The 14,756-nt window shown below is 34.1% G+C and carries 11 protein-coding genes; 6 read left to right on the top strand and 5 right to left on the bottom strand.

Annotation, left to right across the window (positions count from 1 at the left end):
- On the top strand, window positions 1-741 hold the full coding sequence (locus IUY40_RS04030; protein ID WP_195735581.1) for a hypothetical protein: 741 nt from the start codon (window positions 1-3) through the stop codon (window positions 739-741).
- Window positions 742-757: 16 nt separating this feature from the next.
- On the opposite strand, the gene IUY40_RS04025 is transcribed toward IUY40_RS04030, so the two are convergent.
- Window positions 758-2,035 (bottom strand): replication-associated recombination protein A, encoded by a 1,278-nt coding sequence (locus tag IUY40_RS04025; RefSeq protein ID WP_195735580.1) that lies wholly within the window; start codon window positions 2,033-2,035, stop codon window positions 758-760.
- Window positions 2,036-2,236: 201 nt separating this feature from the next.
- Here IUY40_RS04025 and IUY40_RS04020 point away from each other — a divergent pair, with 201 nt between their 5' ends.
- Window positions 2,237-3,004 (top strand): rhomboid family intramembrane serine protease, encoded by a 768-nt coding sequence (locus IUY40_RS04020; RefSeq protein ID WP_195735640.1) that lies wholly within the window; start codon window positions 2,237-2,239, stop codon window positions 3,002-3,004.
- Between the two features lie 49 nt (window positions 3,005-3,053).
- Here the strand turns inward: IUY40_RS04020 and rlmB are convergent, their stop codons facing one another.
- From rlmB to IUY40_RS04000, 4 genes are all read right to left on the bottom strand, one after another.
- Window positions 3,054-3,788, bottom strand: a complete 735-nt coding sequence (gene rlmB / locus IUY40_RS04015; protein WP_195735579.1) for a 23S rRNA (guanosine(2251)-2'-O)-methyltransferase RlmB — start codon at window positions 3,786-3,788, stop codon at window positions 3,054-3,056.
- A gap of 86 nt (window positions 3,789-3,874) precedes the next feature.
- Window positions 3,875-5,332, bottom strand: a complete 1,458-nt coding sequence (locus IUY40_RS04010; RefSeq protein WP_195735578.1) for a SusD/RagB family nutrient-binding outer membrane lipoprotein — start codon at window positions 5,330-5,332, stop codon at window positions 3,875-3,877.
- A gap of 12 nt (window positions 5,333-5,344) precedes the next feature.
- Window positions 5,345-8,542, bottom strand: a complete 3,198-nt coding sequence (locus IUY40_RS04005) for a SusC/RagA family TonB-linked outer membrane protein (RefSeq protein WP_195735577.1) — start codon at window positions 8,540-8,542, stop codon at window positions 5,345-5,347.
- Window positions 8,543-8,748: 206 nt separating this feature from the next.
- The gene (locus IUY40_RS04000) at window positions 8,749-10,461 is read right to left on the bottom strand and encodes a hypothetical protein (protein WP_229335358.1); all 1,713 of its coding nucleotides are present in this window, start codon (window positions 10,459-10,461) and stop codon (window positions 8,749-8,751) included.
- Window positions 10,462-11,266: 805 nt separating this feature from the next.
- Here IUY40_RS04000 and rpsL point away from each other — a divergent pair.
- From rpsL to rpsJ, 4 genes are read left to right on the top strand one after another with little or no spacing between them, the layout of a single operon-like run.
- Window positions 11,267-11,650, top strand: coding sequence for a 30S ribosomal protein S12 (gene rpsL / locus IUY40_RS03995; RefSeq protein WP_022828353.1), 384 nt, complete (start codon window positions 11,267-11,269; stop codon window positions 11,648-11,650).
- Between the two features lie 22 nt (window positions 11,651-11,672).
- Window positions 11,673-12,149: a 30S ribosomal protein S7 gene (gene rpsG / locus IUY40_RS03990; RefSeq protein ID WP_007803600.1), complete on the top strand. Its 477-nt coding sequence runs from the start codon at window positions 11,673-11,675 to the stop codon at window positions 12,147-12,149.
- Window positions 12,150-12,159: 10 nt separating this feature from the next.
- The gene (gene fusA / locus IUY40_RS03985; protein ID WP_195735576.1) at window positions 12,160-14,316 is read left to right on the top strand and encodes an elongation factor G; all 2,157 of its coding nucleotides are present in this window, start codon (window positions 12,160-12,162) and stop codon (window positions 14,314-14,316) included.
- 11 nt (window positions 14,317-14,327) lie between these two features.
- Window positions 14,328-14,633 carry a 30S ribosomal protein S10 gene (gene rpsJ, locus IUY40_RS03980; protein ID WP_011963470.1) on the top strand — a complete coding sequence of 102 codons (306 nt, stop codon included), beginning with the start codon at window positions 14,328-14,330 and terminating at the stop codon, window positions 14,631-14,633.
- The last annotated feature ends 123 nt before the right edge of the window (window positions 14,634-14,756 follow it).

The following is a 14,756-nucleotide window of genomic DNA, read 5'->3' as shown; positions in this document are numbered from 1 at the left end:
ATGAAAACAAGAATCTTATTATTGCTTATATTTATCTCAAGCTATGGTTTTTCTCAATCTGTTAACGACTACAAAGCAGTTGTTGTTCCGTTGAAATATGATTTCATGAAAACAGAAAATCAATACAGATTAGCTACACTTACGAAATTTAATTTAAACAAAGCTGGTTTTGAAGCTTTTTATGTCAATGAAACAGTTACTGATGATTACAATAGATGCGATTTATTGTACGTAGATGTAGTAAAAGATAATGCGTTTTTGGTGACAAAGCTATATATAGTATTCAAAGATTGTTATGGAAAAATAGTTTTTACATCTGCAATAGGAAAAAGTAAAACAAAAGAATATGATTTAGCATATTCAGAAGCATTAAACCAAGCTTTTGTGTCAGTTAATGCTTTGAATTATAAATATAATGGGACAAAAGCATCAGTAACTAAAAACAATCAGTCTCCTGTTTCAGTAGCTCCTGTTGCTGTAGCTTCTAATGCAGTTGTGAATACAGTTGTAAATAATAACGATCCTAATTTGTTGTATGCGCAACCTACTGAAACAGGCTATCAGTTAATTGATAAAACTCCAAAAGTAGTTATGAAATTGATGAAAACTTCACGTCCAGATTCATTTATAGCAATAAAAGGTGATATTCAGGGATCTCTAAATGCAAAAGATAACGAGTGGTATTTTGAATATTATCAAAATGATAAATTAGTTTCAGAAAAAGTAGTCGTTAAGTTTTAAGTTCATTTATACGAATTTAATATCCATATTTATCTTTCCAACGATTTCTCAAAAATTCCCGGTTGCTATTCTCTCTAGAGTTGTTGCCGGGATTATATAATACAGTTTCGGATAGTGCATCGGGCAAGAACTCTTGTTCGGCAAAGTTATTTGCATAGTCATGCGAATATTTATAATCATCTCCATAGCCCAATTCTTTCATTAATTTTGTTGGAGCGTTGCGTAAATGTATCGGAACGGGTAAATCTCCTGTTTGCTTTACTAATTGCTGTGCACTGCCTATCGCCATATAAGAAGCATTACTTTTAGGAGAAGTTGCTAGATAAATGGCACATTGACTTAATATTATTCTGCTTTCAGGATAGCCAATTGTTGTAACTGCCTGAAAAGTATTATTAGCCATAATAAATGCTGTAGGATTAGCGTTTCCTATGTCTTCACTTGATAGAATAAGCATTCTTCTGGCGATGAATTTTACATCTTCACCACCTTCAATCATTCTTGCCAACCAGTAAACGGCACCGTTAGGATCGCTTCCGCGGATCGATTTTATAAATGCAGAAACGATGTCATAATGTTGTTCACCACTTTTGTCATACAAGACAGTATTTTGTTGTACTAATTCAAATACGCGGTCATTAGTTATGGTTATTTCATCGTTTGGTGATGCATTTATGACTAATTCGAAGATGTTTAATAGTTTTCTTCCATCACCTCCCGAAAGCCTCAACAATGCTTCAGTCTCTTTTAAATCAATTTTCTTAGAAGACAAGATAACATCAGTTTTCATGGCACGATGTAATAATAATTCTAAATCGCTTTTAGTAAAAGCATTCAAGATATAGACTTGGCATCTGGATAATAATGCAGGGATTACCTCAAAACTTGGATTTTCGGTTGTTGCTCCTATGAGAGTAATCCATCCTTTTTCGACAGCAGCCAAAAGTGAATCTTGTTGGGATTTACTAAATCGATGGATTTCATCAATAAATAAAATAGGGTTTTTGGCTGTAAATAAGCCTCCGCTTTGTTTTGCTTTATCAATAACATCACGAATGTCTTTTACACCAGAATTAATAGCGCTTAAGATGTAAAAAGGGCGTTTGGACTCTTGTGCAATGATTTGTGCCAAAGTTGTTTTTCCTGTCCCAGGTGGCCCCCAAAGCAACAATGACGGAATAATTCCTTTCGTGATTTGTTGCGTTAATGAGCCATTTGGTCCAACCAAGTGACTTTGGCTAATGTAGTCTTCTAATTTCTGAGGTCTTATGCGTTCTGCTAATGGTGCTTCCATTTTGTAAAATTACTATTTTCAATTTTGATTTGTTACCTCATTTAGCTTTTTTTAAGGGCAATTTGTTTCATCAGTTTGACCTCTTTTAGGATAGGCTAAAAATAGTGCTTCTTTGTTGTGTTAGTATCTGACAAAATAGCATTATATTTATTTTGGATAAATTTTTGACATTAATTTAGTTAACAATTATAATTATAAACAATAGTGGAAAATCATTTTAAATTCACCAATTCGGTTATTGTATTGCCGTTTTTTTCTGTATTGGTATTATGGATTGTATATTGGTTACAAATTCGTTATGATTTCGATTTTTATGAAAATGGTATTTATCCAAGGACATTTTCGGGTTTACAGGGTGTAATGTTTAGTCCTTTTATTCACGCCGATATAAGTCATTTGTATAATAATTCAATACCATTATTGGTTTTGCTCGCTGCTCTTCAGTTCTTTTATCCAAGACAAACAGTTCCTGTAATTATTTACGGGATATTGTTTTCAGGATTAATTACTTGGATTATTGCAAGACCTAATTATCATATAGGAGCGAGTGGATTGATATATGTTCTGGTTAGTTTTATTTTTTTTAAAGGAATTCAGACTCAATATTACCGATTGGTAGCTTTATCTTTATCTGTTGTTTTGCTTTATGGTGGAATGATTTGGTATGTCTTCCCAGAAGTAAATACTTCAATTTCATGGGAAGGTCATTTGGCAGGATTAATAACGGGTTTTTTGATGTCACTCAAATATAAGACACCAGAATATCAGAAGCCTATTTTATATGATTGGCAACATCCTGATTTTAATCCTGAAGAAGATGCTTTTATGAAACGTTTTGATGAAAACGGTAATTTTGTTAATTTACCAGAACCAGAAGAAATTATTCTCGAAAGAGAGTCTTTTTTTACTTCTAATACAAATGTTGTCTATGATTTTGTGGCAGATGCAAGTTCTGTAAAAAAAAAATGAATTAAAACCAGAGCTTTAATTCATTTTTTATGTATTAAGTATTGTTATTCTAATTTCGTTGGCGAACTGCTTCGTATAAAAAAGCACCACAAGCTACAGATACATTTAATGATCCAATTGTACCTAACATTGGAAGCTTTGCTTTTTCATCTACAATTTTTAAGACTGAGGGATTAATGCCTCTATCTTCTGAACCCATAATGATTGCTACTGGTTCGTTTAGAGAAATGTCATAAATATTTTGATCTGTTTTTTCTGTGGCTGCAACAGTTTTTATTCCTGAACCTTGTAAGTAAAAGATAGCATCTTTTATGTGTTCTACTTTACAGATAGGCACATTAAATACTGCACCAGCAGATGTTTTAACAGTATCTCCATTTACAGGAGCAGAGCCAGATTTCTGAACAATAATTCCATTTACACCTGTACATTCAGCAGTTCTAATAATTGCACCAAAGTTTCTAGCGTCAGATATTTGATCCAATATTAAAAATAAGGGAGTTGTTCCAGACGCAACAGTTGAGTCTACAAGATGTTCTAGCTCAATAAATCCAATAGGAGATATTGTTGCAACTGCACCTTGATGATTATTAGGAGTGAGTCTGTTAAGTTTTTCGACAGGAACATAAGAAAAGTTGATGTTTGCTCTTTTCATCACTTTCATCAAATCTTTCATTAATTCACCAGAAATCTCCTTTTGTATAAAGACTTTATCTACTTCTTTACCTGATTGAATTGCCTCTATGATTGCTCTTATTCCGAATATTTGATGTTCTTTTTCCATGTTACAAATATATATATAATGTTTATATAAAAAAAACCACTCTGAATGAACAGAGTGGTTTTAGTTATAATTAAATAAGACAAAAATTAGAATTTATCCCAGAATAATTTTGTTGTCATTTTATCACCGCCAATTGCTGCAGAAGCTGCTGCGTAATTATCACCATTTGTTGATGGAGCTAAGTGAGAATATATCAATCTTACTGGAACTTTTCCTTGTGCGTCTGGAACAGCAGTAGATGGAGCCACAAGTTTAGGGAAGTCAAGCCTTCTGTATGCAGTCCAACTTTCAAAACCTCTGTTGTAGTATGCAATCCACATTTGATATGCAATTCTTTCTTTAGGATTGCTTCCTATTGCAGTTGCAAAAGTAACGTTAGGTTGTGCAAGATAAGTGCTAATGTCTGAACTTGCTACACCCCAAAATTCCATACTTGCAGTAATACCATTTGTGTAATGGTCACTTGCTGTGCCACCAACTGCCCATCCTCTGTTTGCAGCGTCTGCTAATAAGAAAGATGTTTCAGCATAGTCAAATAGATCTCCGATATAATCAATTTTTTTTAAAATAGGATTGAATAAAGATACTGTTGCAACGTCTGCTTTAAAACCATAAGAGGCACCAACGTATACTCCTCCTTGTTTAGTTGCAGGGTCAAAATAGAAGTCTCTTCTTGGATCGTTAAGAGTTGTTAAAGCATCTACAAATAAAGTTGATATAGCAAAATCGATTCTGCTTTTGTAATCCTCAAAATTTGGATTGAAGTGAGGTTTAGCCGATGTATATCTGAAAATTGCATTATCTGCATTACTAGTCATCGCTCCAGAGCTATAAGCTGTTTCAACTAATGTTTTAGCAGTAGCTGGATCTACGTCAGATAATTGCATACCCAATTTAATTTGGATAGAATTTCCGTATTTTTTCCAACTTTCTACATCTCCATTAAAGATTAGATCAGCAGTACCAAAACTATCATTAGTAGTGTCTAATTGGCTTATTGCTTTAGTTAAACGAGTTCCAAGATCTTTGTAGATTGTAAGACCATCATCATATTTTGGTCTAAAGTTATTGATGTCTAAGGCTTCAAAATAAGGTACATTCCCATACAGGTCTACCAAAGTTTGGTATACTTGCACAATCTGAATTTCAATAATTGCGACCTTGTTTTGTCTTATAGCAATTTCTTCAGCAGTTATAGCTGATGTTTCTGCAATCTTATTCTTCGAATCGGTTAAGTCCTTTAGTACATCTCTGTATAACAGAACCCAGTTTGCATTTCCTAAAGAACGGGCTGCCATCTCATATCTAGATTCATCTGGATATGCAATTGCAGTCCACTGCTGCACATACAGTCTAAAGTTGTTTCTATTTGCAGATGCATTATTTAAAAAGTTGGCATATTGCTCCTGTGCTGAAGACATAAGAGCTTCAGGTATAGGTTTGACGTATGCTTTAGTATCTTCGTTTAAATCCGCGACATTGTCACAAGAATTTAAAGATAAGGCTAAGAATGCAAAAAGTATCGGGTGTTTTAATTTTTTCATTTTTTTTAATTTTTAGAATTGAACTTTTACATTAAAGCTAATTTCTCTTACTGAAGGCATAACACCAGTTTGGAATCCTTGAAAGTTTCCAGAGCTAAAACCAGCTTCAGGATCTGCGTATGGTAAGTTTTTGTGGATAATCCATAAATTGCTACCATTTGCTGCAAAAGTTACATTGTTCATAAATGTTCCTTCTAATAGTCTTGTTGGTAATTGATAAGATATAGAAACCTCTCTTAGTTTTACATAAGAAGCGTCATAAACAAAAGCTTGGCTTGGGAAAGATTTGTAGCCTAGATTAGATTCACCGGATGCAGTAGTAACTGCAGCTCTAACTGTATTAGGACTACCGTCAGCTTGTACTCCCGGTAAGATTTGGCCACCTGGTCTTGGATCGGTAAGTTGGTTACGGATAGGGTTACCTAACTCATTTGTTCCTACTGTATTTTGATAAAGTCCACTAGCTTGTCCGTAAGCTTGATCTAATGAGAATACATCTCCACCTTTTTTAAAGTCAATTAAAAAGCTTAAAGTTATGTTTTTGTAATTAAAAATATTATTGATACCGCCTGTCCAGTCAGGAGCTACGTTTCCAATTATAGCATTACTAACTCTGTCGTAGTTTCCATTTGGTAATACGACTCTTTCTCCGTCTAGGTATTTATATCCAGATCCTCTAATTACACCTAGTGGTTGCCCTGGAACTGCGTTTAAGCTTGTTCCTTGGTTAAATGTGCCAATAACAACTTGTGGGAGGCCATTAGCTAAAGATACTACTTCACTTTTGTTTTGATTCCAGTTGATTTTTGATGTCCAAGAGAAATTTTGTGTTTTAAATGGAACTAGAGTAAGTATTAATTCGACACCTTTATTAGTAAGCTCTCCTGCATTAACTGTTGTTCCAGTATAACCTGTTTCTGCACCTGTAGTGATGTTCATGATCAAGTCCTTGGTAGTGCTCTTGTATACGGAAGCTTCAAGACCAATTCTTCTTTTAAAGAATTGTAATTCGATACCTGCTTCTTGCCCGAAAATTTTTTCTGATTTTAAGTTTGGATTTTTACGGATATTTTCATTCGAAAATAAAGGATTGTCACCAAAGTTGGTGTCCTTAGTGTAAACAGGAGCAATTCTATGTACATTAGCATCGTTTCCAGTTTCAGCATAGTTAAGTCTTATTTTTCCAAAATCTAACCAAGGTACATTTAAGTGATTGCTAAAGATATATGTACCCGTAACTGAAGGGTAGTTGTATTTCGCTGCATCTGTAGGTAAAGTAGATGATTCGTCAATCCTAAAAGTTCCCTCTATAAATAATGTTTCTTTGTAATCAAAAGTAGCACTTGCGTAGGCGCTATTTACACCTATTTCGTCTAAAATTTCAGTAGGCGTTTCGATAGCACTAACTGAGTTTGAAAGAGAATAATTTTTTGGGATCAACAAGCCTCCGTTTGTAGATGCACGGATAGAAGAGGCTTTAGATCTTCTACTTGAAGCTCCTAGTAGACCTCTGAAGTTAATGTCTTCGGTAATTTTAGCTTTGAAGTTAAGTATTAAATCAAGATTAATTTCTCTAAATCTTTTGTCGAATCTACTGTAGCTAGAAGTTGCACTATTAGATGATGATCCGACAGCAATTCTTTCTTCTTGAGTTTCAGCGTAGGTGTCCATAGCACCTCTTCCTGTTACAGATAACCAATTTGTGATTTCGGTGTTGATGGTAAAGTTACCAAAGAAACGATCTCTATCAAAATTATTATAGTTTTCGTAACGTGCGAAATATGGGTTATCCCAATATAAAGGATTTGTATCTGTAGGAGATCTTGGATTCCAGGTGATATTTTTACCTGTAGATTGGTATGCACGTTGTAGCTCTTTAATATCTACATCAGTATGCCACCATTGTCTGAAACCACCGAGTATATTGTCTGAATATCCAGTGTCGTTTAATCCGGTTCCTTGAGAGGTTATATAATTTGCTGTAGCAGCAATTTCTGTTTTGCTACTTAGTTTGTAGCTACCAGAAAAATTAAAGTTGTCTTTCTTTAGGTTGCTATTAGGTAGGATTCCTGTTTGATCAAATTTAGTATAGCCAAATCTAAAAGTTCCGTTTTCATTCCCGTTACTTATCGCAATGTTATTTGTGTAAGTTGTAGAGTGATTATAAAATGAGTTTGGATCATTTTTTGCCGCTACCCATGGAGATGTTTGTCCGAAAGTTGATAACTCAGGGTAATATGAATTCCAATTGTATACTCTTTGGTTTGAATTGAACGCAGGTCCCCAAGATGCATCTTCTGCTACTACAGTTGGAAATGATCCTTGTCCTAAGTCTACATTTGAACTAAATATTGAACTGTCTCCTCCACCATATTGTTTTTGGTATTCAGGAAGTGTTTTTTTGTCAGCAGTACCAGTTGTAATTCCTGAGCTAAAAGAAATTCCTAGACCTTTCCCTTTTCTTCCTTTTTTAGTTGTAACAATGATTACGCCATTACCAGCTCTTGAACCGTATAAGGCAGATGCTGCAGCTCCTTTTAGTACGTTGATTGTTTCGATATCATCAGGGTTGATGTCTGATGCAGCATTCCCATAATCATAACCAGAACGGCCTGATTTTTGGTCAGCTGAATTTGAATTGTCATTGTTTAATGGAATCCCATCAACTACCCATAAGGCTTGGTTGTTTTCAGTGATTGATTTAGAACCACGAATAATAACATTTGTTGATCCTCCGATGTTTCCACTTCTTTTAATTTCAATACCAGCTACTTTACCAGCGATTGAATTTGCAACGTTTCCAGAGTTAACTTTTGTTAAGTCGTCTCCTTTGACCTCTTGAGTAGCGTAACCAAGAGATTTTTTCTCTCTTTTAATCCCTAAGGCTGTTGTTACTACAACACCTTCAAGTTCTAATGCATCACCTGATAATTTTGCATTTATCATGGCTGAACTCGCTGTTATTTCTTGGGTTTTCATACCGATATAGCTAAATATCAAGACTTGGTTTGGTGACGCTTTGATGGAGTATTTACCATCAAAATCAGTTTGTGTTCCGCTTTTCGTGCCTTTGACCAATACACTCACGCCTGGTAAGGGCATTCCTTCATTGTCAGAAACAATTCCCGAAACAACTCTTTCTTGCGCAAAAGTAAGTTGCGCGACTAGTACTAAGAATAGCACTAAGAATCCATTGAATTTTAGTTTCATTTTTAATTATTTTGAATTAGTAATACAATATTCTTAATAATTTATTATTTATCCTAATATTATGTTAACGATTTTTTTACTTAGTTAAAAATTTAACGTTTAAATATATTTCAATTAAAATGTTGTTTTATTGTTGTTATTCTTTTGTAATGCGTAGTTTTTTTATTTTTATTAGGTGTGTTTTTTGTAATTTTGTACATATAGTTCTAGAATTTAACATTATATGATATGTTAAGAATGCTGTTGTAGAATTTTATTTCATCCTCAGTTCTGCTTCCATTTGCGAGTATTATTTTCAGCAGTCCATTTCTTGTTAGCATACCTAATCCTAGGCCGACACTTATCAAGCTGTTTGTTTTTTTATTGCTTTCTAGTGAAGTTTTGTCTTGATATATTCCATAATCCAGGATGGTGTGTAGGTATAGGTTGGAAGAAGCGAGATACCTGTACTCTGTTGTAAGTAAATTCACTCTATTTCCTTGAAGGCTGTTTTCTGCAAACCCTCGTATAGAGTTAGCGCCTCCAAATCGGTATAATTCGTTTGTTAGGTATGAGTTGCTAAATAGGTAGTGGTTTTTACTTCTTATGTATATGCTGTTTTTGGCATTCAGGTAAAAAACATTAGACAAGTCGATGTTGGTATAGTATTGCTTGTTTTCGTTAGATTCGTCGGTTATGTTATTTGTGTTGGTTCTTTTTCCAAGACCAGCGGTGAGGATGATATTTGTTTTGTTTGGTGATGTGAAGATTTCGGGTGTTATTTTTTTGTATTCAAAAGTACTGGTTGTAAAGTGGTTCTTGTAATCTTGAATTGATTTGCTGTTTAAGTTTTGTATGTCGCTTGATTCGGTAGATTGGTACCCTAGGTATAAATGAGAATTGTGTTCTATGTAATAGCCTAAAGCTATTGCGGTCTTTGTGTTTTGAAAAAGGCTATCTTGTTTGAAGATTTCTAATTCAGCTCGTAGGCTTGTGGGAGTTTTGAATAGGTATGGGATTTCTAGTTTTGTTCGGAATGTGGTTTGTTTGTTTCCATCGCTTTTCCAGTACAAAGAGAATTCTTCTCCGCTATGGAGTGTGTTTTCTAGATTAATATCTAAGTATCCGTTTAAGGTTATCTTTTTGTTTTCGTCATTAGAGAATCCTATGTAGCCATCAAAAGTATTGGCTTTTCTTTTTTCAAGATAGATGTAGATTTTTGTTGAATCCTTTGTGAATAGAATTTCTGGAAATTTACTTTGTTTTATAAAAGAGAACTTTTCAAAATCATTGTAGATTTCTGTTGCTGTTTCTTGGTTGAATGTTTTCCCAGTGTATTTCTTTTCAATTTGTTTTAAATGGCCTTTTGGGAATATGCTCGATTGATTGTTTTGTGTGTAGTTTAGTATAATTGAATTTATTTCTCTTTTTTTTTCGCTTTTAAAGTCTAGATCTGCATAAAGGGTATTTTTTTTTCGGTGAATGTTTGTGAGTTTTAGTTTTGTAAAAGCATATCCTAAATTTTCAAGTTGATTTAGTTTTTTATTTAAGAGTGACTCTATTTCTTCATACGGAGTTATTAAGGTGTCATTTTTTAGGTTTGAGAATATGGTTTTGAGAATTGGGTTCTCATTACTTATATATATATGTATGGAGTTTGTTTTTTCTTTTAAACTAAACTTTATTATGAATAGGCTATCGTTGGTGCGGTTGCTTGAAATTATTCTGTTATCAATGTAGCCTTTTGTGGATAGTTTATCTGAGAATAATTGTATTTCATCATTGATAGATTTTGTTGTTTTGTGTTTTTTTAAATAGGGTATTGAATCTAAAATTTTGTCTTCTAGATTATTTTCTCCACTTATCTTTAATTTAAAATGTTGGGCTTGGCATTGCAGGCTTAAGGTGATTGTTAAGAAAAGATATAAGAGTGTCTTCAAGTTTTAAAAGTGTTTTGTTAAATATAATGCAAATATCTAATCTTTAAGGTAAAAATAATGTAGATGGTTGAAAGTTTTGTTTAATCTAAAATAAAATTATTTGGATTCTTTTTTAGTAAATGTAGCTTCGGTAATATCTAGTTGTTATTGAATTTATGGAGTTTTGTTGTGATTGAAGTGTATTTTATTGCTGTGTAAAACTTTGTTGGTTTAGTCGTTTGGTAAGGGGATGGTAATTGCTATTTAGGTTTGTTCTAATGATTTATTTGAAGGTATAATAATAGAAGGAATTAGGTTTGTTTGAAAAATTATTGTAGAAATGTCTAAAACGGAATGATTAGTACTGGAAATTTTTCATAGTGGAAAATATTGAGTTTTAGATACGGATCATTGTATTTTAGGTTTAGGTGACAAAAGTGAGTGAGGGTAGGTTGGGTTTGAAGTAAGTATTCAAATGGATTTCTTTTTGGTAGATTAGTCTTGTATTCTAGGTGCTTTTAAGAATGGAGTATATAAAGTGATATAGTTTTGTTGTTGAAATCTGAAAATTATTTTGTCTTTTTTCGTGTTTATATTTTGTTTGAAAAGGTCTTTTAGATGTTGTTTATTTTGAGGAATTAAAAGTATAGGATTTTGGGGTATTTTTTGTTTTGAACCTTCAGAGGGCTGAGGCAGAAAACATAAGGTTAAATAATCTTATTGAAAATTAATGAATTAACGTTTGTATAGTGAAAATTATTTTATACATTTGCAACCCCGTAAAAAGCGGGAATTTAATATACATAATAAATTTTTAGTATTAATTATGCCAACAATTCAACAATTAGTAAGAACAGGAAGAACTCAGATGACTAAGAAGAGTAAATCGGTTGCTTTAGATTCTTGTCCTCAAAGAAGAGGGGTTTGTACGCGTGTTTACACTACTACACCAAAAAAACCAAACTCTGCAATGCGTAAAGTTGCGCGTGTACGTTTGACAAATGGTAACGAAGTAAATGCTTACATCCCTGGAGAAGGACACAATTTACAAGAGCACTCGATAGTATTAGTTAGAGGCGGAAGGGTAAAAGATTTACCAGGTGTTAGATATCATATCGTTCGTGGAGCGCTTGACACGTCAGGAGTTGCAGGAAGAACGCAAAGAAGATCTAAGTACGGTGCTAAACGCCCAAAAGAAGCAAAAAAGTAATTTAAACTTTTAAAAAAAAGACATGAGAAAAAGAGCGGCAAAGAAAAGACCACTTTTACCAGATCCGAGGTTTAATGACCAACTGGTAACACGTTTTGTGAACAACTTAATGTGGGACGGTAAAAAATCTACAGCTTTTAAAGTATTTTATGATGCAATTGACATCATTGAATCTAAAAAGCAAGATTCAGAAAAATCATCATTAGAAATCTGGAAAGATGCCTTAACTAATGTTATGCCTCACGTAGAAGTACGTAGTCGTAGAGTTGGTGGAGCTACATTCCAAATTCCAATGCAAATTAGACCAGATCGTAAAATTTCTATGGCAATGAAGTGGTTAATACTTTATTCTAGAAGAAGAAATGAAAAATCTATGGCTCAAAGGTTAGCTTCAGAATGTTTAGCTGCGGCTAAAGAAGAAGGAGCGGCTGTTAAAAAGAGAATGGATACTCATAAGATGGCTGAAGCTAATAAAGCATTCTCTCACTTTAGATTTTAATTCATAAGAAATGGCTAGAGATTTAAAATATACAAGAAATATAGGGATTGCTGCTCATATTGATGCAGGTAAAACAACGACTACAGAGCGTATCCTTTTTTATACAGGAAAAAATCATAAAATAGGTGAAACTCACGAAGGTTCTGCAACAATGGACTGGATGGCTCAAGAGCAAGAAAGAGGGATAACTATTACTTCGGCAGCAACAACTTGTGAGTGGAATTTTCCAACAGAGCAAGGTAAAGTTTTGCCAGAGACATTACCTTATCACTTTAATATTATTGATACTCCGGGGCACGTTGATTTTACTGTAGAGGTAAATCGTTCATTGCGTGTTCTTGATGGGTTAGTTTTCTTGTTTAGTGCTGTTGATGGTGTAGAGCCTCAATCAGAGACTAACTGGAGGCTTGCTGATCAATATAGAGTTCCTCGTATGGGATTCGTTAATAAAATGGATAGACAAGGTTCTAACTTTTTGAGTGTATGTCAACAAGTTAGAGATATGTTGAAATCTAATGCTGTTGCAATCACTTTGCCAATCGGTGAAGAGAATGATTTCAAAGGGGTAGTTGATTTGGTTAAAAATCAGGCTATTATTTGGCATGATGCAAATCATGGGGCTACTTTTGATATTGTGCCTATTCCTGAAGATATGGTTGCAGAGGTAAAAGAGTATAGATCTGTGCTTATTGAGGCGGTTGCTGATTACGATGAGAATCTTCTTGATAAATACATGGAGGATGAAAACTCTATTACAGAAGAAGAAATTAATAAAGCATTAAGAGCTGCTACAATAGATATGGCAATCATTCCAATGCTTTGTGGTTCTTCTTTTAAGAATAAAGGGGTTCAGTTTTTATTGGATGCAGTGTGTAAGTATTTACCATCTCCAATGGAAAAAGAAGGTATTTGGGGTATTCATCCAGATGAAGCTGAATTGTTAGAAGAGGATCAAACTCCTATTTTGCGTAAGCCTTCTGTTGCGGAGCCATTTGCTGCCTTGGCATTTAAGATTGCTACAGATCCTTTTGTTGGGCGTTTAGCTTTCTTCCGTGCTTATTCAGGTCGTTTAGATGCGGGTTCATATATATTGAATACGCGTTCAGGAAACAAAGAAAGAATTTCTCGTATTTATCAAATGCATGCAAATAAGCAAAATCCTATCGATTATATCGAGGCTGGGGATATTGGAGCGGCAGTTGGATTTAAAGATATCAAGACAGGAGATACAATGTGTGATGAAAAACACCCAATTATTCTTGAGTCAATGAAGTTTCCAGATCCTGTAATTGGAGTTGCAATTGAGCCTAAAACTAAAGCTGACGTTGATAAAATGGGTATGGCTTTAGCTAAATTAGCAGAAGAAGATCCTACATTTACGGTTAGAACAGATGAGGCTTCAGGACAAACGATTATCTCTGGTATGGGTGAGTTGCATTTAGATGTACTTATTGATCGTATGAGACGTGAGTTTAAAGTTGAAGTGAATCAAGGTGAGCCTCAAGTAGAGTACAAAGAAGCGTTTACAAGAACTGCTACGCATAGAGAAACATATAAGAAACAATCAGGAGGTCGTGGTAAATTCGGAGATATCGTATTTACACTTGGGCCAGCTGATGAAGTTGATGGTAAGGTTCCTGTAGGATTGCAGTTTGTTAATGCTGTAAAAGGTGGTAACGTTCCTAAGGAATATATTCCATCTGTAGAGAAAGGTTTCCGTGAAGCTATGAAAACTGGTCCTTTAGCAGGATACCAGGTAGATAGTTTGAAAGTTACTTTAACTGATGGATCTTTCCACCCTGTCGATTCAGATGCGCTTTCTTTTGAGCTAGCAGCTAGAATGGGGTATAGAGAAGTGGCTAAAGCTGCTGGAGCAATCATTCTTGAGCCAATCATGAAAATGGAAGTTATTACGCCAGAGGAAAACATGGGAGATATCGTAGGTGATATTAACCGTCGTAGAGGTCAGGTTAATGACATGGGAGATAGAAATGGTGCTAAAACTATCAAAGCTGATGTGCCTTTATCAGAGATGTTTGGTTATGTAACAACATTAAGAACACTTTCGTCTGGTAGAGCAACATCTACAATGGAATTTTCACATTACGCTGAAACACCTTCTAATATTTCAGAAGCAGTTATCAAAAAAGCAAAAGGAAACGCTTAATCTTTAAGAAAATGAGTCAAAAAATCAGAATAAAACTAAAATCTTACGATCACATGTTGGTAGATAAATCTGCTGAAAAGATTGTAAAAACAGTTAAGAGTACCGGTGCAGTTGTAACAGGTCCAATTCCGTTGCCAACACATAAGAAACTTTTCACTGTACTACGTTCTCCGCACGTTAACAAAAAAGCGAGAGAGCAATTTGAAGTAATGTCATATAAGAGATTAATTGATATTTATTCATCTTCATCTAAAACTATTGATGCTTTAATGAAACTTGAATTGCCAAGTGGAGTAGAAGTTGAAATCAAAGTTTAAGTAGTTCAAGAGTAAAAAAGGACGCTGTTTTTAAGCGAAAAACATTTTTTTTGTTTTGTGTGTAAATAAGTTATACTTTTGCACCTCTTAAAAAATAGGATTCGGTTAAAAGCTGCGTTCTAT

Source organism: Flavobacterium sp. ALJ2 (assembly GCF_015594725.1).
Lineage (GTDB): Bacteria > Bacteroidota > Bacteroidia > Flavobacteriales > Flavobacteriaceae > Flavobacterium.
This window is presented reverse-complemented; position numbering and strand designations above follow the sequence as displayed.